The organism is Priestia sp. YIM B13490 (genome assembly GCF_042787735.1).
GTDB lineage: Bacteria > Bacillota > Bacilli > Bacillales > Bacillaceae_H > Priestia > Priestia megaterium.
On sequence record NZ_JBHZOT010000008.1, the window covers coordinates 33,621 to 53,762 of the forward strand.

The 20,142-nt window shown below is 38.2% G+C and carries 24 protein-coding genes; 8 read left to right on the forward strand and 16 right to left on the reverse strand.

All coding sequences use genetic code 11. The features are described from left to right. Positions 1–18 precede the first annotated feature (18 nt). From ACFX4R_RS21420 to ACFX4R_RS21440, 5 genes are all read right to left on the reverse strand, one after another. Complete coding sequence (locus tag ACFX4R_RS21420; RefSeq protein ID WP_192993831.1) at positions 19–252, reverse strand: hypothetical protein; 234 nt, start codon at positions 250–252, stop codon at positions 19–21. 100 nt (positions 253–352) lie between these two features. Next, positions 353–538 carry a DUF4083 family protein gene (locus tag ACFX4R_RS21425; protein WP_043981614.1) on the reverse strand — a complete coding sequence of 62 codons (186 nt, stop codon included), beginning with the start codon at positions 536–538 and terminating at the stop codon, positions 353–355. A 91-nt stretch (positions 539–629) separates the two neighbouring features. After that, complete coding sequence (locus ACFX4R_RS21430) at positions 630–1,736, reverse strand: CapA family protein (protein WP_377570293.1); 1,107 nt, start codon at positions 1,734–1,736, stop codon at positions 630–632. 300 nt (positions 1,737–2,036) lie between these two features. Next, entirely contained in the window at positions 2,037–3,281 is a 1,245-nt protein-coding gene (locus tag ACFX4R_RS21435; RefSeq protein WP_165575003.1) for a YeeE/YedE family protein, read from the reverse strand. 172 nt (positions 3,282–3,453) lie between these two features. After that, the gene (locus tag ACFX4R_RS21440) at positions 3,454–4,491 is read right to left on the reverse strand and encodes an EAL domain-containing protein (protein WP_377570296.1); all 1,038 of its coding nucleotides are present in this window, start codon (positions 4,489–4,491) and stop codon (positions 3,454–3,456) included. 199 nt (positions 4,492–4,690) lie between these two features. Between ACFX4R_RS21440 and ACFX4R_RS21445 the strand changes: the two genes are divergently transcribed. Then, positions 4,691–5,023 (forward strand): hypothetical protein, encoded by a 333-nt coding sequence (locus ACFX4R_RS21445; RefSeq protein WP_377570298.1) that lies wholly within the window; start codon positions 4,691–4,693, stop codon positions 5,021–5,023. A gap of 38 nt (positions 5,024–5,061) precedes the next feature. Here the strand turns inward: ACFX4R_RS21445 and ACFX4R_RS21450 are convergent, their stop codons facing one another. Together ACFX4R_RS21450 and ACFX4R_RS21455 are read right to left on the reverse strand one after the other, a co-directional pair. Then, a complete protein-coding gene (locus ACFX4R_RS21450; RefSeq protein ID WP_237074477.1) occupies positions 5,062–6,234 on the reverse strand; it encodes an iron-containing alcohol dehydrogenase in 1,173 nt (390 codons plus the stop codon). 84 nt (positions 6,235–6,318) lie between these two features. Then, positions 6,319–7,209 (reverse strand): LysR family transcriptional regulator, encoded by an 891-nt coding sequence (locus ACFX4R_RS21455; protein ID WP_162214451.1) that lies wholly within the window; start codon positions 7,207–7,209, stop codon positions 6,319–6,321. A 220-nt stretch (positions 7,210–7,429) separates the two neighbouring features. Here ACFX4R_RS21455 and ACFX4R_RS21460 point away from each other — a divergent pair, with 220 nt between their 5' ends. Further along, entirely contained in the window at positions 7,430–7,576 is a 147-nt protein-coding gene (locus tag ACFX4R_RS21460) for a hypothetical protein (RefSeq protein ID WP_013057506.1), read from the forward strand. Positions 7,577–7,743: 167 nt separating this feature from the next. Next, positions 7,744–8,655 (forward strand): DMT family transporter, encoded by a 912-nt coding sequence (locus ACFX4R_RS21465; RefSeq protein WP_097825101.1) that lies wholly within the window; start codon positions 7,744–7,746, stop codon positions 8,653–8,655. Positions 8,656–8,764: 109 nt separating this feature from the next. Here ACFX4R_RS21465 and ACFX4R_RS21470 read toward each other — a convergent pair whose 3' ends face one another. Beyond that, positions 8,765–9,070: a GNAT family N-acetyltransferase gene (locus ACFX4R_RS21470; protein WP_377570302.1), complete on the reverse strand. Its 306-nt coding sequence runs from the start codon at positions 9,068–9,070 to the stop codon at positions 8,765–8,767. A gap of 21 nt (positions 9,071–9,091) precedes the next feature. Next, positions 9,092–10,327 carry an MFS transporter gene (locus ACFX4R_RS21475; RefSeq protein WP_165575002.1) on the reverse strand — a complete coding sequence of 412 codons (1,236 nt, stop codon included), beginning with the start codon at positions 10,325–10,327 and terminating at the stop codon, positions 9,092–9,094. Positions 10,328–10,456: 129 nt separating this feature from the next. Between ACFX4R_RS21475 and ACFX4R_RS21480 the strand changes: the two genes are divergently transcribed. Both ACFX4R_RS21480 and ACFX4R_RS21485 read left to right on the forward strand, forming a co-directional pair. Then, the gene (locus ACFX4R_RS21480) at positions 10,457–10,858 is read left to right on the forward strand and encodes a hypothetical protein (protein ID WP_028408992.1); all 402 of its coding nucleotides are present in this window, start codon (positions 10,457–10,459) and stop codon (positions 10,856–10,858) included. Between the two features lie 39 nt (positions 10,859–10,897). Continuing rightward, positions 10,898–11,569 (forward strand): glyoxalase, encoded by a 672-nt coding sequence (locus tag ACFX4R_RS21485; protein WP_043981605.1) that lies wholly within the window; start codon positions 10,898–10,900, stop codon positions 11,567–11,569. Positions 11,570–11,648: 79 nt separating this feature from the next. Here ACFX4R_RS21485 and ACFX4R_RS21490 read toward each other — a convergent pair whose 3' ends face one another. After that, positions 11,649–12,161, reverse strand: a complete 513-nt coding sequence (locus ACFX4R_RS21490) for a P-loop NTPase family protein (RefSeq protein ID WP_377570306.1) — start codon at positions 12,159–12,161, stop codon at positions 11,649–11,651. 263 nt (positions 12,162–12,424) lie between these two features. Here ACFX4R_RS21490 and ACFX4R_RS21495 point away from each other — a divergent pair, with 263 nt between their 5' ends. Then, positions 12,425–12,655: a hypothetical protein gene (locus ACFX4R_RS21495; protein ID WP_165575001.1), complete on the forward strand. Its 231-nt coding sequence runs from the start codon at positions 12,425–12,427 to the stop codon at positions 12,653–12,655. Between the two features lie 44 nt (positions 12,656–12,699). Here ACFX4R_RS21495 and ACFX4R_RS21500 read toward each other — a convergent pair whose 3' ends face one another. The 4 genes from ACFX4R_RS21500 to ACFX4R_RS21515 form a co-directional block, all read right to left on the reverse strand. Further along, positions 12,700–13,059, reverse strand: coding sequence for a hypothetical protein (locus tag ACFX4R_RS21500; protein WP_043981602.1), 360 nt, complete (start codon positions 13,057–13,059; stop codon positions 12,700–12,702). Between the two features lie 62 nt (positions 13,060–13,121). Continuing rightward, positions 13,122–13,883, reverse strand: coding sequence for a glucose 1-dehydrogenase (locus ACFX4R_RS21505; RefSeq protein WP_043981601.1), 762 nt, complete (start codon positions 13,881–13,883; stop codon positions 13,122–13,124). Beyond that, positions 13,880–14,911 carry a zinc-dependent alcohol dehydrogenase gene (locus ACFX4R_RS21510; RefSeq protein WP_043981600.1) on the reverse strand — a complete coding sequence of 344 codons (1,032 nt, stop codon included), beginning with the start codon at positions 14,909–14,911 and terminating at the stop codon, positions 13,880–13,882. The genes ACFX4R_RS21505 and ACFX4R_RS21510 overlap by 4 nt, the downstream gene beginning before the upstream one ends. Positions 14,912–14,989: 78 nt before the next feature. Beyond that, the gene (locus ACFX4R_RS21515) at positions 14,990–15,634 is read right to left on the reverse strand and encodes a GntR family transcriptional regulator (protein ID WP_377570405.1); all 645 of its coding nucleotides are present in this window, start codon (positions 15,632–15,634) and stop codon (positions 14,990–14,992) included. A gap of 199 nt (positions 15,635–15,833) precedes the next feature. Between ACFX4R_RS21515 and ACFX4R_RS21520 the strand changes: the two genes are divergently transcribed. After that, positions 15,834–16,292: a hypothetical protein gene (locus ACFX4R_RS21520; protein ID WP_013057518.1), complete on the forward strand. Its 459-nt coding sequence runs from the start codon at positions 15,834–15,836 to the stop codon at positions 16,290–16,292. Between the two features lie 30 nt (positions 16,293–16,322). Here ACFX4R_RS21520 and ACFX4R_RS21525 read toward each other — a convergent pair whose 3' ends face one another. Further along, a complete protein-coding gene (locus ACFX4R_RS21525; protein WP_377570308.1) occupies positions 16,323–17,204 on the reverse strand; it encodes a M23 family metallopeptidase in 882 nt (293 codons plus the stop codon). 263 nt (positions 17,205–17,467) lie between these two features. On the opposite strand from ACFX4R_RS21525, the gene ACFX4R_RS21530 reads away from it, so the two are divergent. Continuing rightward, positions 17,468–18,004 carry a histidine phosphatase family protein gene (locus ACFX4R_RS21530; protein ID WP_013083645.1) on the forward strand — a complete coding sequence of 179 codons (537 nt, stop codon included), beginning with the start codon at positions 17,468–17,470 and terminating at the stop codon, positions 18,002–18,004. Between the two features lie 47 nt (positions 18,005–18,051). Here ACFX4R_RS21530 and ACFX4R_RS21535 read toward each other — a convergent pair whose 3' ends face one another. Continuing rightward, positions 18,052–20,085 (reverse strand): Na+/H+ antiporter, encoded by a 2,034-nt coding sequence (locus ACFX4R_RS21535; RefSeq protein ID WP_043981597.1) that lies wholly within the window; start codon positions 20,083–20,085, stop codon positions 18,052–18,054. Positions 20,086–20,142: the final 57 nt, after the last annotated feature.

Here is a 20,142-nt window from a genome sequence, read left to right on the forward strand (position 1 = left end):
AGTCAAAAAACTCTTTTTTCATTTTCTAGATGTATGAAACGCAATAAAAAAACGATCATCTCCGGTACTGTACGCTCCGTCTGATAATCGTTCTTTATGTTTTGTTTGCTGATGCTGAAGTTTTTCCTTCTTTGTTTTGGTTTTCCGCGTTTCCATGTCTGCAAATACAAACAGACTGCGGTTTAATTCTGGGTTTCGCTTGCCTTCACGCGTCATTTTATCACGCATTTTTTTTGCTTTTGACTTTGCCATGTAACTTCCTCCCTATATAAATGATGTATACATATCTTACTGCTTTTTTATAAAATGTCAAGTGCAGAAGTACTGATGTATTGACAGTGCTTCTGTATAGTCAAGACTCTTTATTTTTCAGCATATCATCTAACTTTTGCTCCATACGCTGAAGCCTTTTTTCATTTGCCCCCTGCTTTTGAATCAACCTTTTTAAGCCTATAATAAATGCAATTATTACTCCTGCTATTCCTATCAGGATAAGCATCATAAGAATTTGAAAAATTATATCACCTATATTAACCATAGTTCCACCTTTAATCTATTTTTTACATTATATTATTTTTTTGGTTATTTTTGTTTTATTTTATAAAAAAAAGCTCTCAATGCTGAGAGCTTCATTTACTATCTTCATCGTAAACTGTCCACTTTTCCTGTTTGATTTGATTGGAAACATCAATCAGTTTATTTTTCACTCGGTCCTTTTCCGGGCCTGTTAAAGGCGTAGGTCGGTAGTCGTTTCGTGCTGTTGTGGAAGAAATACGGAATGGAATGACGTTGATGTCTTTATTCGTCGTTAGCTTTCCATCTTTAATCGTAAATGTCTGCTGAAATACAAATGTATCTTTATCACTTGGATTTTTGTTTCCGCCAAACATAAAGTTTCCTAAGCTATAGACAATAAATTTATTTTTGTACTCTTCAATTCCTTGAACAACATGAGGATGATGACCTAAAATTAAATCTGCTCCGTTATCAATTGTATATTTCGCCAATGCTTGCTGCGCTGTATCAGGAACATAGTGTCGTTCAGACCCCCAGTGGAAATGCACAATGATAATTTTAGCTCCTTTTTCTTTTAAAGACTTAATTCTGTCTTTAATCTGGCTTCTTATTTCTTTGGTGTCATCCCAGCCAGGATATCCAAGCAATCCTACTTTGACTCCTTTTACCGTTGTGATGTATGTATCTTCATAGCCAAAATAGCCTATTCCGCTTTTCTTTAAGTTCTCTCTTGTATCATCATATCCTTGCTGTAAATAATCACGTGTATGATTATTAGCTAAGTTAACGGTTTCAATACTTCCTTGTTTTAAAATATTCACAAAAGAAGGATCACCTTTAAAACGAAATGTTTTACTTGCTTTTTCGGTCGCCTTTGTCAGCGTCGTTTCTAAATTAACCGTTGTTAAATCATCTTGTTCAAAAATCGACTTTACATTTTGCGTAAAATATGGAAGGCCATTTCTTGCCGCTACGTCATTAAAAGTAGAATCATAGCTGAAGCTTTCATCATTTCCTAAAGTAAAATCTCCCGCTGCGCTAATTTTAATGGTTGTATTAATGCCCTCTTTTTTTTCTTTTTTTGTCGCTTCTTCTTTAGATTTTACAGCTTCTTCTTTTTTCTGCGGTTCAGAAGATGTTTGTTCTCCTGCTCCTCCGCACGCTCCTAGTAAAAAACACAAACTTCCATAAATAACAGCTTTTTTTAAATACTTATTCATGTAACGTTAAAACCCCTTTTTACGTTTTAATAACTGTGTTTGGACATGGTGTTTAATGTACATTTCGCCAAATACATACAATCTTCCTGTTATATCGGCAAAATAAGTGAAATTTTTATAAAAAAAGGAAATTCCTATCTTCTTTTTGAGTTAAAACAAGAGGTTTTTTAATACAAGCGCTATGAAGAAAGCTGATGATCTTTGATAAACGTCAAGGAATTTACAAAAATATAGAGGTTTTCAAACATCACCTAAAATAAAAAACCTCCTTTGCTCATGCAAAGAAGGTTTTATCTAAACTTAACAAATCGAATCATTAGATTTAGGGTTTTTGAGTCCAAATATCGGTCGGATAAATAGTGCTAAGCCTGTGCCAAGCATCGCCATAACCATCCATACCCATCCATGAAGACTAAATGAAGCAATGCCGCCAAAGTAAGCGCCGATGTTACAGCCAAAAGCAAGACGCGCACCATACCCCATTAAAAGGCCGCCAACAACAGCTGCTCCCGCAACTCCGGGCTTAATCTTTCCTGGTTTGAACGTCCCTTGCGCCGTCGCTGAAATGAAGGCCCCTAGTATAATCCCAAAGTTTAACACGCTGGTAGAGTCTGCTAGCACACTTTGCGTTAGCGCTTCTCCATTTGCACCTTGGAAAAATCCCCAGCTCGATACATCTATCCCGGCTGCCATCATGGCTTTTCCGCCCCATAATGCAAAAGCAGAAGTGATTCCCCAAGGGTTTCCTCTTACAGCAAGCGTCAATGCATTTAATACTGCCAGCACAATCGCTGCTGTGAATAGAGGCCAAGAGCCTCGAATAATCTTTTTCCACCCTTTTGTAGTAGGAAGCTGTTTCATCATAGGCGGATTTTTCTTTTTAGCAATTTGAATCGTAATCCAGTAAATCGCTGCGAACGCGATAAGCTGTATAATCCAAGCTCCAAAATAACCAAGACCTGTCGATTCAGCTAATGAGATAGGGGGAAGCGAAGGTTGCTTTTGCCAAAATGGCAAATGATACGCCCCAAACATAGAACCTACAATAAAGGCTAAAAGTGTTAAAATCATAGAAGAAGAACCTCCGCCTAACGAATACAGCGTCCCTGAGGCACATCCATTTCCTAACTGCATGCCAATTCCAAACATAAACGAACCAACTATCACGCTTACTCCTACAGGTGAGACATATCCTTTTGGCGTTACCCCTGTAAAGCTAAAGCCTGTACTTAAAATAATAGCAAACAATGTTGACGCAATTGCAAGCATAAGCATATGCGCTTGCAAGCCTTGAACATTGCCGACAGATACAAGGCGGCGAAATGCTGATGTAAAGCCAAAACGTGCGTATAGAAGCGTCATCCCTAACGCTAGGCCGATAATAAATAAAACACCTTGCGTCCAATTAGTCGTGAGCACAATCGCAAGAAATAAAATAACTGCTGTCATAACCCCTCCTGCAAATAATGGCTTTTGCATAGGACTTAATTCTGTTACAACAGTAGTAGGCTTTGATTTATATGATGAGTGCAACGTTTGCGACACATCATCCACTCCTTTTCTGATAGAAATACTAAGAATTAATATTTATCATCTTATAGCACTTCCCTTCTCCTGTAAACTGTTTAGCAAAATGAAAGTGAATTGTTTATTTTTTAAATATTCTTACCTTTAGTCATACAAAAAGCAGAAGTTTCTATTCTTCTGCTTTTCGCTGCTAAGCGTAAATAGAATGAATCTCTTTTATTGGAGTAGGATGAGGCTTTGCAAAATAATACCCTTGAAACAAATCATATCCCATCTCTATCAGGCATTTTAAATCTTCTTCTGTCTCTACTCCTTCCGCAAGAGCCTTCGCCCCCATTCTATGGGTGATAGCTAACATCTCTTGGGCCACTTTTTTCTGTTTCTCATTTTTACTGACTCCGTTTGTGAATTCAAATGCTAACTTCACCACGTCAGGCTCCACTTCTAAAAGCCTCTTCAGCGTGTTATAACCAACACCTACGTCATCTAAAGCATATTTAAATCCGTGGGAACGATAATAATTCAAAATGTTTTTTAAATGCTCAATATCTTGAACATCCTCGGTTTCAATCACTTCAAACACTATTTGTTCGGGTTTTATATTCAATTCTTGAATTAACGCAAATGTAGATGCCAAGCAATGCTCGGGATTATATATTGCTGTAGGAATAAAGTTAATAAAAATCAGCTGACGATCAATAATACTAGCATTTTTTACAGCTTCTAAGCGACAGGCTCGGTCAAGAGCGAAGGTTTTATTTCTTATTTGAGCAGCTTCAAACATTTTAAAAGGCGGTATAATACTTCCGTCTTCTTCTAATCCTCTTGATAAAATTTCGTGGCCAACGATATGCACGCGTTCGTGATCAATCGATACAATGGGCTGATAATATGAGCAAATTCGCTTGTCTTCAATCAGCTCATCAATCCACAAGGCATCTTTCATTTTTTGAAAAACGGTGATTGGCTCCATACCCCGCAGGTTTTCAAACGGGCTCCGCTGCTTGGCTTCTACAGCCCACACATGCCGAGGGTCTAGATGCTGATGAACATAATCCATAAAACTCCAAAAGATATCTTCCCTCATCCAGACCATATCTTCTCCAAGAGTCTTCCATTGGCTTTGAGAAATATCTTTAAAGTATTTTTCCAATTTCTTCACATCGCTTGATTTCTGAAAAGAAACCGTATATCCTGTCCTAATTGGCAGACACGCGTCGCACCCCATAGCTCATCTTCTCCCTCATTTATCATCAGTTTTTTGTATGTATACATGGATAGTTCTTAGGAACTATACCACTTTTAAGAAACTTACAAACCCTATTTTCCCGTTAAAATAGAATGTACCAAAAAGTTTTGGTACAATGATAGACGTATTTTATTGTCTACATCATAAGACGCACTTGATAAAAGGAAGTGAACGATACATGAGCAAAAACCGGTTTACGAAGTGGTTTTTATTTTCTTTAATACTCTTTGCCTTAAGTACCGGAGCAATGTATTATATGCTGTATCTATCGTACTGGGCGTATTCTATTAAACTGTTTTTAATCGCGGTGCCGCTCTTCACCTTATTATCGGTTGCTTTTGGTTCGTTGGTAATCGTACATGAACGCAAAAGAAAACATGTATTTCATCTGCAAAACGATGGAGGCAGTCCTAAAAGTACGTTTATTCAAGGTTTTTCCGAAATAACGGTAGGAGCAGGATGCATTGTGCTGTGCTTTTTTCTTTTTCTTTATTTTCTAATGGATTATTGAGTACATATAAAAAAGACGAGCAGGCAGCTCGTCTTTTTTTATTTGGATCTTTCTAGAATATCTCGAACGCTTGCATAGTCAAGCTCTTTATAAGTGCCAACACCTGGTTTTACAAAGGTCTTTTCAACAATCGCATCAAATTCACGATCATCAATATCATAGTCACGCAAGCAGTTCGGGGCTCCTAAGTCATTCCAGAAAGTGCGAAGCGCTTTTGCTCCTTCCATTGCTGTTTCTTCATCGATTTTTCCTGCTGGATCAATGCCAAATACGTTTACAGCCAATTGTTTTACACGGGAAGGGTCTTCTTTTAAGACGTGCTCCAGCCAGTTAGGGAACAAGATAGCAAGACCGCCTCCGTGGGGAATATCATATACGGCCGACAGAGCATGTTCGATACGGTGAGTAGCCCAGTCTCCCCCGTCCGTTCCGTTTGCTAAGCTTCCGTTAAACGCCGTCGTGCTGATATACATCATCGTTTCACGATACTTATAAGAAGTCAGATCTTTAAGAAGCTTAGGACCTTCTTGTATAGCCGTTCTTAGTAAAGATTCAATAAAGCCGTCGATCATCGGCGTATTTTCCGTGCGATGAAAATAGTGTTCAAGCGCATGCGACATACTGTCAACAATTCCATAGACGGTTTGATCGCGCGGCACTGAAAATGTGTACGCCGGATCTAAAATAGAAAAGACGGGAAATACGTGAGAAGACGTCCATCCGAGCTTTTCTTTTGTTTCCCAATTTGTTATAACAGAAGTTGAATTCATTTCAGACCCAGTTGCTGCAAGTGTTAATACCGTTCCAAAAGGAAGCGCATCTGTAATCTCTTTTTTACGTGTAATTAAATCCCATGTATTTCCTTCATACACGGCTCCAGCTGCAATAGCTTTTGTACAATCGATTACACTTCCTCCCCCAACGGCTAAAAGAAAATCAATGTTTTCTTTTTTACAGATGTCCACGCCTTTAGCTACCGTAGTCAAACGAGGATTAGGTTCTACACCAGACAGCTCGTGAACAACCGCGTTAATAGACTGAAGTTCAGCTTTCACTTCGTCGTATACGCCATTTCGTTTGATACTTCCTCCTCCGTATACTAACAGAACGTTTACTTGTTTATGATAAGAAGCAAGCTCTTGCGATAGCTTCGTAATTTGATTTTTTCCAAAGTATAATTTTGTAGGATTGTGCTGCAAAAATATATTCATGTTCTACACCTCTAGTTTCATGTTTTATAAAAAGTGTAGCACGAAAACTACTTCATCATTATTGAAGATTCTCTATATCTATTATCAATATTTTTGATAACCTTCTTTAACAAGTGAAATAAATTGTTGAATAGGTGCCGTCAGCCATTTTTTCTTTTTGAATATAAGCTGTGAATAAAGATAAAATTCTTCGTGGTCAAACGGGACTTTAATCAGTTTTCCACTTTCCATCTCTTGTTTTACCGCTATTTCCGGTACAAGAGCAATACCTAAATTATCCGCTACGCACTGTTTAATCGCTTCAAGACTGCTAAACGAGATGACCGATTGCATATGAATACCGCTGCTGCGCATCATCTCTTCTAAAAGCGTGCGATAAGGGCAGCCGCTCTCAGTTAAAATAATGGTCTCTCCCTCAAACTCTTCCATTAGAACGCTGTTTCTTTTACTAAAAGAATGAGAAGACGAAGCAATCATAACCATGCTTTCTTTTCGAATAGGAATCACTTCTAAACTTGAAGATGTTTGAAGGCGATCAAGCAAAACGGCTACATCATACTTTCCGTCAATAATTCCTTGTGTTAAATTTGGACATAAACCCGCTTCTAGCATAATCTTTAGAGAAGGGTGCTGTTTTTTTAATTCACGAATATACGGTGTAATAAAATAGGCGGCCAGCGACTCCACGGTTCCTATTGAAACGGTTCCTCTAGCATCTTCGTTCGTAGTAAGACGCTCTTTTGCTTCATTTAATAACTCGGTTACTTGATTCACATAATAAAGCAATTCTTCACCAGGCTGAGTCAGCTTCATTTTTTGTCCTGTTCGTTCAAATAGTTTTTGACCGTAATGATCCTCTAATTTTTTTATATGAGTGGTAACGCTTGACTGAGCATACCCTAACTCCTCGCCCGTTCGTGTATAGCTCCCCCACTTCGCTACTTCTTTAAATGTATATAAATAATTAATATCCATGTGCTGCTCCTTATGTACTGCTGTTTGGTTTCGTTGTCCATATGTTAAAGCTGTTCTAGTAATTAGAACTTATACGTAAATAGAATCACAGTACAGTATAAGCGAACTCGTTTTGCCAAGCAATTTTATCAACCTTAAAAATTCTTTTTATATTAGGCAATTACGCCGTTTTTTGTTCATAGAATGAAAAACAAACCTATGAAAAGAAAGGGTGTATCTCATGACAGCCTACAAAGAAGTGTTATATAAAGGAAAACGCTTTGTACTGATTCACGTATATGATTCAGGATACTGTGAAATCCGACCGATTGATCATGCTTTTAAAGTCGAACTTGTGCGATTAGATGAGATAGAACAATGTGGATAACAATCATGAACGCAGCTAATGCAGCTGCTTTTTTATTTGTATTAAAAACAAGTGGATGAGATAAAAATAGCTGAATTGGCTGGCCTTTTACATAATTTCTTCCTGTATACTTTGTAACTAAGGATATTCGCACTTATTTAGTTTCTATACTTACTCGAGGTGATTACATGAAAAAAGGCTGGCTGGAATGGATATTATTATCCGTGGCGTTAATTTGGGGAGCCAATTATGCAATCGGAAAATTTGGAGTTGCTCATATGTCTTCCATTCAATTTAGCGCACTGCGTTTTATAATGGTTGCTCCTATTCTTTTACTTATTACAGGAATAATAGAGCGAGGCATTCGGATCGAAAAAAAAGACTGGGGACGCTTAATAGCGGTCAGTATAGTAGGCGTTACGCTCTATCAAACGCTGTTTATGGTATCTGTTAAGTATACAACAGCTACAAATGCTTCTTTACTTATTTCGATGTCTCCTATTTTCACAGGAATCCTAGCTATATTATATAAGCATGAAGCTTTTTCATTAAAAACACAGCTAGGCTCTGTGCTTGCTTTTTTTGGGGCTGCGTTTGTACTGCTGTTTGGTCACTCTAGTCATGCGCTGTCGCAGCTTGCATGGTTCGGAAACATCATGGGGATTGTGGCAGCCATTGCTTGGGGCTGGTACCCGATTTTAGCAAAACCTTTAGTCGTAAAATATTCTGCTTTGCGCGTGACTGCGTGGTCCGCTTTAATCGGCGCTATTCCGCTTACTGTCTACTGTCTTTTCACCTATCAAACACTTGTATGGCCAACAGATATAGGTAGCTGGAGCTCTCTGGCATACTCTGTTTTGTTCGTGACAGTGTACGGGCTGGTGATGTGGTATGTAGGAATTGGAAAAATTGGTTCTACAAAAGTAATGGTTTACATGTATGTTATTCCTTTGTTCGCCGTTGTTTTTGCTGCTGTAACTATTGGAGAGACCATCAATGCTATGCAGCTGCTTGGAGGACTTATTATTTTTAGCGGTTTGTATATTGTCAAAAAAAGCCCTGCTCCTAAAACAGCTCTTAAACTTAAAAAAGCAAACTAACAAGAGTAACGGGTTCGGTTGATTCATGCTAATAACGCTCAGATTTTTTCTGGGCGTTATTCGTATATTATTTTAATGTCCTAATTGAATTAAATGTCCGTTAGTTTGATTAATGAACATTTTTTAGTTTATATTCATGAGTGATTTTATGCTGCTTGTATACGCGTTTAAAAACGTTTCGTTCATAAAATAACTTCGCTTCGTCCATGTCTGTATAAAGAACGAGACTGTCATAATAATTCTCTGCATAGTGAATAATTTCTTTTAAAAGTCGCTTGCCTATACCCTTTCTGCACAATTGAGCTGAAACATAAAACCTCCTTACTCTTCCAGCGTTAGCATACTGGCTGTGAGGATTTTCATTAAGGCCGGCTACGCCAATTAATTTGTTGTGTTGACTGTAAATGCTCCACAAGATACATTAGCCTAATGATTCTCATATACCTTCTCTCCGTTCAGCAGATGTCTTGTCTATTTCGATAGAATGCTTGTTATACATTAACCCTGCCATGCCTATTAGAGCCGTTAAAAGTAGCATGAAGCTTGAAAATAGATATACAAACCTTACCCCAAACAGATCGGCTATTGTCCCTACAAATGCTATGGAAAGTATAAACACAGACTGTACAAGAGTTGATTTTGCCGCTATTACTTTAGAAAGCATCCCATTGCTGCAGGTATTTTGATAAATGGTTTCCTGAGCTACATCTCGAAGCTGATAGGCAGGACCCATCATTATCAAAAGTACTAAAGCTAGATACGGGTTCGTTACTAGACCGTAAAAACCGGTTAAAACAGCATAACCGAGTGAGCCTGCGAACATAAAAAGCAAAAGCCTTCCTTTTACCATAGAAGACATTCGGTACACAATAATTCCTCCAACTATGCTTCCAAAATAATACGCACCATTTATATATCCCCACCACGCTTCTCCTTTTTCAAGCACTTCTTTCACAAAAGAAAGAGTAATAGCTCCAATCCAAATGGTTCCAAAAAGCGACTCGATGATGTCCATTATAACGAGGGCTCTGATGCGTTTATGTATCCATAAAAAGCGCCATCCTTCCATTAGTTTTGCCGCTCTTCGCTTTTGTGTTTGTTTATATGTATGGGCTTCTTTTATAAACAGTAAGCAAACAAATGAGATCGATAGAAGACCTGCCGTTATAAATAGAGACTGAGTGGATCCCGTTAAGGACAAAACGAAACCACCAAGCGACCACCCTGCAAACAGAAAAGTTTGATCAATTGTTGAAAGCAAGCTATTCGCCTGCATTCTTTGACTATCATTTACTAAGCTGCGTACAACTGACGTTTTAAAAATGGAAAAAAAGCCGTTAAAAAAAGAAATGATTCCAACAATGATAAAACCCATCGTTAGTACTGTGACTGTAAATTCTTGTGTAAGCAGCACATACAATCCAACAAGCATCCCTATCTGCATCACTTGAACAGACCGCATAATGTGAATGGATTTATACGTATCGGCTAGTAAAGGTACGATAAGGCCGCTAAGGAGCCGTGCAAGTAAGCTCGTCATCGTAATCATCGACGCAAGAGCTGTTGAACCGGTGTTTTCCTTTATATAGGAAGTGACAGCCATTGTATAAAGAACAAAACCTACATTTGCGGTTACTTGACTTGCTGCTAAAAGATAAAAACGCTGAGTCAATTCTTTTCTCCTTTCTGTTAGACGTAACATGCAAAAAGATAATTCATTTTTGTTAATTTTTCCCTTTTAAACTATAACACTATTTGACGAAATCCAAAACTATCTATAATTTAGTAGATGGAGGTTTTTATGTTTAAATATAGTTTTCTTATTGTTCTTATCGCTTTTTTACTTATTAACTTTAACGGCCAGGAAAATCAAATTGTAGGAGGCAAAATAAAAAAGGAACGAAGTGAGGTTTTCTTTGGCGAATACGACAGCTTTACGGGCCGCTACTCCCGGAGCATTAAACTCAAAAAAGGCGTAACCTACGCTTTTACGCTATCTAAAAATACCAAAAGCGGAGACCTGTCCCTGTACGTAGAAGATCCAAAACAGACACGATTTTTTGAAATGACTAATAACTCTCTTTATTTAACACCTGAAAAAACGAGGAGATATCGTATTAATTTTGTAGGCTCTGAGCATAAAGGCTCTTTTCAGCTTCACTGGAAAAGCAGTAATCAAAAAGAGAGCGAAAAATTTGTGTAATACCATTTTAGACAACGCTTAAACGAGGAGGAATGGTTTATGATCATTAATCAAGCTGTCCTGTACACCCACTTATTGGACACAATGAAGGATTTTTATGTAAATTCTCTCGATTTTCCATTAACCGCCGCTTCACCGCGTTCTTTTTCCATCAAGGTTGGTGAAAGTGAGCTAACCTTTAAAGAAAGTTCTCTACATACAAAGCCCTTTTACCATTTTGCTTTTAATATTCCAGCAAACCGGTTTATGGAAGCAAAGCAATGGGCTACTCAGAGAGTCTTCCTCAATACAGAAGAGAAGAAAGATGAGATTTATTTTGAAGCATTTGATGCTCATTCCTTTTATTTTGAAGACCCTGCTCATAATATTGTTGAATACATTTCAAGACATTCGGACTGCGCGTCATCCAAGGACCCCTTTTCTTCTAAGTCGCTTTTAAGCATAGGAGAAATCAACTTGACAACTCCTCATGTCCACTCTGTAGGGACACAGCTTATTAACTCCGGTATCACCGTACGTAACAACAGGCTATTAAACGAGACCTTTAACTTTTTAGGAAGCGGCAGTGCGTTTTTTCTTGTAGGGACGCCTAAAAGAAGGTGGTTTTTTTCGAACCGAGACTCTGAAGTTCATCCATTAATGGTAAAAGTCAATCATTCTCTAACGCTTGCGCTCGACGAAGAAGGAATGTTGAAGATTACGCAAGAATGATTGTTTTTTTAATAAAGCCACGTAACAAGCGAACTTGTTACGTGGCTATTTTTGTTCAAAATTCAGCACATACTCCTTCCTATAGGTTTTGTATATAGTTCTCGATGTCCTTTCTGTTCATCAGCATAAAAACCTTGTAATCCTCATCATTTTTAAGCTTTTTAAACCGGTTTCTCATCTTTTTTTTCCGTTCTCGATACGTAGTAAGAATAAACGTAAAAAATGACCAATCTACTTTTTCAGGGCATCCTTTTGCCATATCTTCACGCGTTTTTCTTGCATATACGATTCTCCGCTTTATTACTCGGTACATACAAACGATTAGCGGCAGCTCTAAATAAATAACGGTATCTGCACGTTTCACTCGCAGGTCATAGGAATTGCTGTAGTTCCCGTCGATAATCCAGCTGTCTTTTTTTACAATGTGTTCCTGCAATTCTCCAAAGCTATCATTGTCTCTTTCCGTCCAGCCAGGCTGCCAATACAGGCTGTCTAAATGATATACTTCTAGATCAAGCTTTTCCCCTAATTTCTTGGCAAATGTAGACTTTCCTACTCCTGGAGAAACGCCCATTACCAGTACTCTTTTCATCTTATCACCTTACCTTTTTAAGAAATAAAGCTGATTGAAGAGAAGGCAGCTGTTTATAGCTGACTCGGCGCATTCAGTGTACTCGGAGCGAGCTTCTTTATAAAACGACTTCATGTTAGGATTTTTATTTCCATGATTTTCAGGCAACCTATAAATATTCATTATAAATCCCTATATTCCTTCTTGCTTTGTAGTAAATAGGTTGCTTTTATGAATCGTTTCCTTTACCTTAAATGTGAGTATATAAAAGTAAGGTGAAAAAAATGAATGCATCTATGCTAAAGAGATTTTTACGAAACCTCGGTATTTTTGTTTATATTGTCATTGCAGCTATTAATATTTACTTAACAAGAAATGATTTGGGCGATATGCTTACCCGCCTTTTGCTGCTGACTATTTTACTTCCTTTGTTTTTTAGTTTTGTGTATGCGTTAGGAAAATCACATTTTAAAAGACAAGAAGAGCTCGCTGAACAAGAGAAGAAGAAAGAGTAAAAAAAGCCTTTTATCGAGGGGGATTCCCCTTTCTAAAAGGCTTTTTACTTTTTTTCATATAGCTGAACATTAACTACATCAGGATGAACGTGATACTGTTTGGCAACTTGATTTACCATTTGCTGAATTTCCCTTTTCTTATGAGAAGAAAGGTGTTCGCGAGGCAGAAGAACTAGAATTTGAGCTTCCGCATAGTTATTCAGCACCCTAACTTCTTGAAAGCCATGCTGCGTCAAAAAAGCTTTTAACGCTTTTTCAAAGTCTGTGCTTTCTTTTTGAACAACTATAGAAGGCTGATCGTAAGAAAATAGCGAAACCTCTTTCTCTTCAGGCTTTGTATACACCGCCCAAGCAGTTATGAGCACTGTGACAGAAATACCCATATTTAACATCCACCTTTTCATACCACGAACGCTCCTTTTAATTAAGTTTGTTCATGATATGAAAAAATTCGTTCATTCATGCGTTATCTTCCTAGCCAGCCTCCGTCTACAGCAAGTAAGTGCCCATGAATATAGGCAGATGCATCAGATGCTAAAAAGACAACCGCTCCTTTAAAATCATCTGCTTCCCCCCATCTGCCTGCGGGAATACGTTCAATGATTTGTCTGCTGCGCGTTTCATCGTTAATAAGTGCTTCATTCATATCAGTAGCAATATACCCTGGTACAATTCCATTAACATTTACGCCTTTTGCTGCCCATTCATTAGATAAAGCCTTTGTAAGTTGAGCAACTCCGCCTTTTGCTGCAGCATAAGCCGGAACGGTAATACCTCCTTGGTAAGAAAGCAAAGATGCCATATTAATAATTTTTCCGCTTCCTTGTTTAAGCATTTGGCGGCCCGCCTGCTGACATAACAACCATACGGTTTTTAAATTAACATTCATAACAGCATCCCAATCTTCTTCTGCAAAGTCTACAGCGGGTGAACGTCTTTGAATGCCAGCGTTGTTCACTAAAATATCGAGATTGCCAAAATAAGCAACAACCGATGAGATCGCTTCGCTTACTTCAGAAGCATTTTCTAGATCACAATTAACAATAAAGCATTTTCTTCCGAGACGTTCAATTTCTTCTTTTACTCCAAGAAATTCCTTTGATCGCTGCAGAAGAGCGATATCCGAACCTGCTTCTGCCAAAGCAATCGCCATTGCTCTTCCAATTCCTCTCGTTGCTCCCGTAATCGCTGCTACTTTACCATCTAAAGAAAATAAATCTACTGTCATTGTTCATTCTCCTCTCCGTTTGGTGCAAATAAAACCTTAAGTGATTCATCAGGCCGCTGCATAAACTCAAACCCCGCTTGAAGATCTTCAAGCGGCAGTTTATGAGAAATTAAAGAATCTGCTGCTATTTCACCGTTTGTCAGTAAATCAATAGCCGTCTGAAAATCTTCCCTTGTATAACATCTCGTTGTAGTTAATGAAATTTCTTTAAAGTGCATTGCTGCTAAATCTACTTCTGGAGCGTTTTTGTATACGCTCACCACCACAATCTCTCCTTGAATACGGCTTGTTTCAACCATTTGTTTTGCTGTCATTTGATTTCCAGCTACTTCAAATACAACGTCTGCACCGACGTCATTCGTAAGCAAGCGCACTTCTTTTACGACGTCTTTTTTCGTTGCATCAATTGGTATAAAGCCAAGTTCTTTCGCTTTAGTTAAGCGATAAGAACTAATATCTGAGATCATTACTTTTTTTGCTCCTGCTCGTCTCGCAATCATCCCGATCAGCAGTCCAATAGGTCCTGCCCCTAAAATGACAGCTTGGTCTCCTACTTTCAACCGCGAGCGTCGTACTGTATGTACGGCAACCGCTACAGGTTCTGCAAGAGCTGCATGCGCGCTAGACAGTTTCTCTGGTAAGAGGTGAAGGCGGTTCACTGGAACAGCCACGTACTGCGCGAACCCTCCATCTTGATCAATGCCGATTAGTTTTAACTTCTTACAAACGTGAAACTGTCCTCTTACACAGGCTTCACACGTTCTGCAGCTAATCGTAGGTTCAACTGCTATGCGGTCACCTAAAGAAAATTTCGTTTCCCCTCGGATCTCTTCTATAACTCCGCTGAATTCATGCCCCATAATAAGTGGCGCTTGTGATCTAGGATGTTTTCCAAAATAAATCATCATATCCGTTCCGCAAATTCCAGCATGAGATACCTTTACAAGCGCTTCTCCTTCTTTTATAACCGGTTTCGCTTTTTGCTGCATAACGGCTTTTGTTTCTGAAACGTAGACACCTGCTTTCATTTTCCCATCCCCTTTGTATACTTGTCGACAAGTTAAAGATAAAAAGGTCCAAAAACATTTTGAATCTTTTATCCTTTTTTATGCTTCATTCAAAAGTGAAGCTGTTATCGTATTTCGCGTGTCTTCAAAGTGACGCTTCACTTCATCTTGAATACATTCTGTATTTTGAGACTTTAATGCTTTAATCATTTCATGATGCTGCTTTATCAGTGGGAACACAGCTGCTTTATCATCTCGAAATCTTTTTTCAGTGGTAATTAAAAGAGCAGCTAAAATAATTTCACGGATGCTTTCCCACAATTTTAATATCCGTTTGTGGCCTGCTTCGATAATCACGAGCTCATGAAACCGCAAATCTTGATAAGCAAACTCTACATAGTCATCGTATTTAGCTGCCATGTTCATTTGATCAATACTTTGCTCAAGCTTTTTAATAAGCGAATCATGGTTGACTTCAGATAGACGTTCTAAGACAAAATGTTCTAAAAGCAGACGAACATCGTACAGCTCGTTTAAATCCCTAGCTGTTAAACCAATAACAACTGCTCCCATTCGCTGTAAATCAATGAGTCCTTCGTTTGAAAGGGTCCGCAGCGCTTCTCTTATAGGAGATCGACTCGTTCCAAACTCTGCCGAGAGCTGATTTTCCGATAGTATGGTTCCTTTCTTCAGCTCGCCGCTCATAATTTGAATTCTTAATTTGCTTACAACTTGCTCTCCCAGCGAGGCTCCGCGAAGCCATTTTTCCGGGTAGGTTACCTTTTTAATGTGTCATCACTTCCTTAGCCAACTTGTATACAAGTATTCAAGATTTAGTATATAGAGAAGTAATCTGATTGTAAACGTTTTCTTTATAGAATGTATATTTTTACAACTCTTTCTTACACTAAGAACTACTGATAAATAAAAGGTGGGAAGATGAATGAATCAAATTATATTATGGGGGATTCTTGTTATTCCATGGTTTTTACTGCTGCTGCTTGATAAACAGCGTGTTAAACGATTTTTTACTGTAGGGTTATTTGCTGCATTAATGATGACAATCGCCTATCAAGTAGCGGAAAAAATGCACTGGTGGACGGTTCAAGAAAACGTATTTTTTCTTACTAGCATGGGAGCAACGATTTATTGCCTTCATATTGTGATTACGATCTTTGTCTTTTACCTGACGTATCCGGGGTTTATCTTGTACATAATTGTTAACATTATTTTGGATTTGATTCATGGTTATGTTATTGTTCCTTTTCTTGCTAAAATCGGGCTTTATAATCTGTATGATATCAGTCATTTTGGGCTTTTCCTTGTCATGACTACCGTAGCTATTATCCTTTACTTGTTTCAACGGCTGCTTGACTTTATATTTGAGGAAAGCCCTGCATAAAAAGCCACAGCAAACGCTATGGCTTTTTAATCAGTAAAAAAATGGAATAACCATATCTCCGCGAATCGGTTCAATGGCCGCATGAAACCGAATTCGCAAACTTTTTGACGTTTCGATGTCAGAGGCATCCATGACGTGAAAATGAATGTGGGGTTCGGATGAATTCCCGGAATTTCCACACCTTCCGAGCAGCGTTCCTTTACGAACCACGTCTCCTTTTTTCACAGAAACCGATCCTTTCTTCAAATGCGCAAGCACACTGTATTCTTTTCCTTCATGCTCAATGATGACGTAATTTCCTAAAGGATTTTTTTTATTCGTATGTCCAATTTCATTATCTTCTTGACCATCAACTGCTGTGATAACGACTCCTTCAAGCGGCGCTACAACTTTTTTTCCATAGGCATAGTAATCTTCGTTTTTCATTCCATCATTTTTATAGCTTTGCTTTCCTTTTCGCACGACTAAATCATACGCATACCTTTGTTTTTCGACTGGATGGTGATAGTTCAACACCTCATGCTTTCCTCCCCAATAGACAAACCATTCACTTTGAATCGGCATCGTATATTTGTTTGTACTCCATCGATCTCTCTCTGAAAATGATTCTATAGGAGCAATCACAAGTGCTTGTATAATGTTATGTTCATCAAACATAACGCTGATGAATTTCGTCTGTGTAGAATTTAACCAAATAAACTGCTCAATTTGAGGAGTTAAATAGAGATTTGTTTCTAGTCTGTAGAACTGTTCTCCTTGATTAAACAATTTGCTCTGCTCCAAAAATTGCTGAAGCGAAACTTGACGTTTAAATTCTTCGCTTACACAATCATAAAGTTTCTTAAAATCCCCTTGTGCAAATAAAATTCCAAACTCTTCTCTGATGTTCACTTTTCTCTCTGTATCCATCATTGTAATCCACCCTTTTATATGTATTTCAATTTGTTTGAATTATCTATAAGTAATACGTTTTATGTTATAAAAAGGTTTCATTTTCCAGTTATTCTATCTCAAAATCTTCTTTTATTCCGTATTTACAATTTTCTTAATCCATTTTATACTTATTTTACAAATATTTGAAAGGAGGTGCAGCATGATGAAAATAACGTTAAATAAGAAAATCAAGCTGCGCCGAATAAGTGTTTTTGGCGCTTAGATTTTAAGGAGATTTCACAATGAAAGTAGCATTAGTACGTCATTACAAAGTAAACAAAGGTCTTCCAGAAAACCACCGCTTATCCACTGACGAACTAGTGGCTTGGTTTCAGGAATATGATGAATCAGATATTACGTATGGAGAGACTGATTTGAATAATATCCAATGGAAACGCTGTTTTTCAAGCGATATGCCGCGAGCACACAAAACGGCAAAGCATATTTATAAACAAGAGATCACGCTTCTTCCGGAACTTAGAGAAATACCTATGCCTATTATTCCAGTAAAATTTAAACTTCCTTTTATCCTCTGGGTATTACTGTTTCGCATGTCCGGACTCATCAACAAACAAGCTCGTAAAGATATGGCTGAGACTAAGAGAAAAGTAGCAGCAGTGCTAGATCGCGCCATTTCCGAGTCAGAAGACGATTTGCTGATTGTCAGCCACGGAGGCATTATGAAGTTTATGCGTAAAGAACTTATAAAACGCGGCTTTAAAGGGCCTCGGTTTGATATTGCTGTTAACGGAAAGCTTTATCTTTTTGAAAAGCAATAGAATGAAACTTACTAGAAAAAGTCGCAGAGACTACTCTCTGCGACTTTTTAATAACCATTTTCTTCAATTGTTAATGCTTCACGTAAAGCGATATCTTTTCGGATATTATGAGCGATTTCACGCGTGATTTCTCCTTTTTCATAAAGTTCTTGCACCGTTTCCCGCTCGGTATGAAACGCTTTATAACATAAATCTCTCGTTGCTTTTTTACGTTTGCGTGAATTATACTCCGTACTCTCTTTTCTAAGTCTTGCCATGGATCTATGGTATTCGCTAATAATAGCAAGTGAAATCATTCGATTTTCTTCGTTCATATTTTCTTTAATGACCTTTATCGCTTCTTCAATCATTTGAATACGTACTTTATTCACTTTGCTTCTTCTTCGCAAGCTTTGTTTTCTTAACGCCTGCTTATTAGGTGAAAAAATTCGGACTAGTAATAATAAAACTTTTTTAAACCTCATCCAGCTCACCAATAATTTGTACCTTACACGATTGGTTACAGCCATTTCAAGCTTGTGCGTATGTTCCAAACAAATATACGCTGTCTCACGGTCTATTTTTTCCTCTTTTAATAGCTTTTCCACCAATTTCCCCTTGGCCTGAAGAGCCAGCAATCGAATTTTTTCTTCGTACTGTTTGTTTTCAGAGGCTTCTAAAGGATGAGTTTTAACGATGATGTTATTAATCGTTGTATTATACGTTGAAATTAACGAAAGGGCTGCTCCACGATTTTCCTCGGTCATTTCTCTTTTTAACCGCTGAATAGCAGCTTTGTGCACTTTAATGCGTGCTTTAACCTCTTTTGTATTGCGCTCAGGCTTCTTCGGCGCCTTTTCTGTTTTCGCAATGAGAGGTAAAAGAATACTTGCCGTAACTAAGGTTAACAATATAACGCCTGCTGCTAGAAAAATAATCAGAGAGCGTTCCGGAAAATCACTGCCGTTATCAAGCGTATATGGGATCGAAAACGCTCCGGCTAACGTAACCGCTCCTCGTACACCTGAAACCGTGATAATGCCAATAGACCGAGGCTCAGGTTTTAGATGCTTGTTATTTTTGTAATACCAGCCTACTGACCATGACACCATCACCCAAATAAATCGTAGTACAAGCAAAAAGACAGTAATAATCAAAATATAAAGAAGCACTTGTCCATTATTAAAGTTTGGATCTTGAATAATTGCTTTCGCCACTTTAGGTATTTGCAGACCAAGCAGTACAAACACCAAGCCATTTAACAAATATAAAATAACCGTCCAAGTACTTTTTGATACTACTTTAAGCTGCTGATTAGGTGATTCCTCTCGGTCACGCTCAATCGCATGTACAATGCCGCCTGCTACAACTGCCAAGATTCCTGATAAATGAAAATGTTCAGCAATGTAGAAGACAACAAATGGAGTTAGAATTTGTATTAACATATGAATCGTAATATCTTCCATTCCTAAACGTCGAACAAGTACACGCAATCTGATAATCAAAAAAGCGATAAATGCTCCTACAAACAAACCGCCCAGCGCTACCCAAAGGAACTGAAATGTAGCATCTACTATAGAAAAGACGCCCGTTACGGTAGCAGCTACTGCTACTTGAAACGCTACCAGACCAGAGGCATCATTCATCAGCCCTTCGCCTTCCAGCAAATGCATAATTCGCTTAGGGAGCTTTACTCGGCTCGCCATAGCTCCAACAGCCACTACATCTGTCGGGGACAAAATAGCAGCTAGTGCAAATGCCGCCGGTAACGGAATGGAAGGAATGAGCCAATTGATTAGATATCCCCCTACTGCCACCGTTACAAAAACCAGTCCCAGCGCTAGTAATAAAATAGGTGTACGAAGCTTCCAAAGAGCAGCTCTTGACACGTTTTTTCCATCATTAAATAATAGCGGGGCAATAAATAAAATAAAAAATAACTCAGGCTCTAAATGTACATCTCCGCCAAATGGTAAGATAGCAAGCCCTGCTCCCAAAGCTATTTGAACTAATGGAACAGGAATAAATGGTACAAAATGATTAATGATATTAGATAGACCAATCAAAGCCAATAAGACTAATATCGTCAGAAAAAATTCCATAAAAACAATCGACTCCTACTTCTATTTACATCCTTTTAAAGGTATCACGTTATCTCT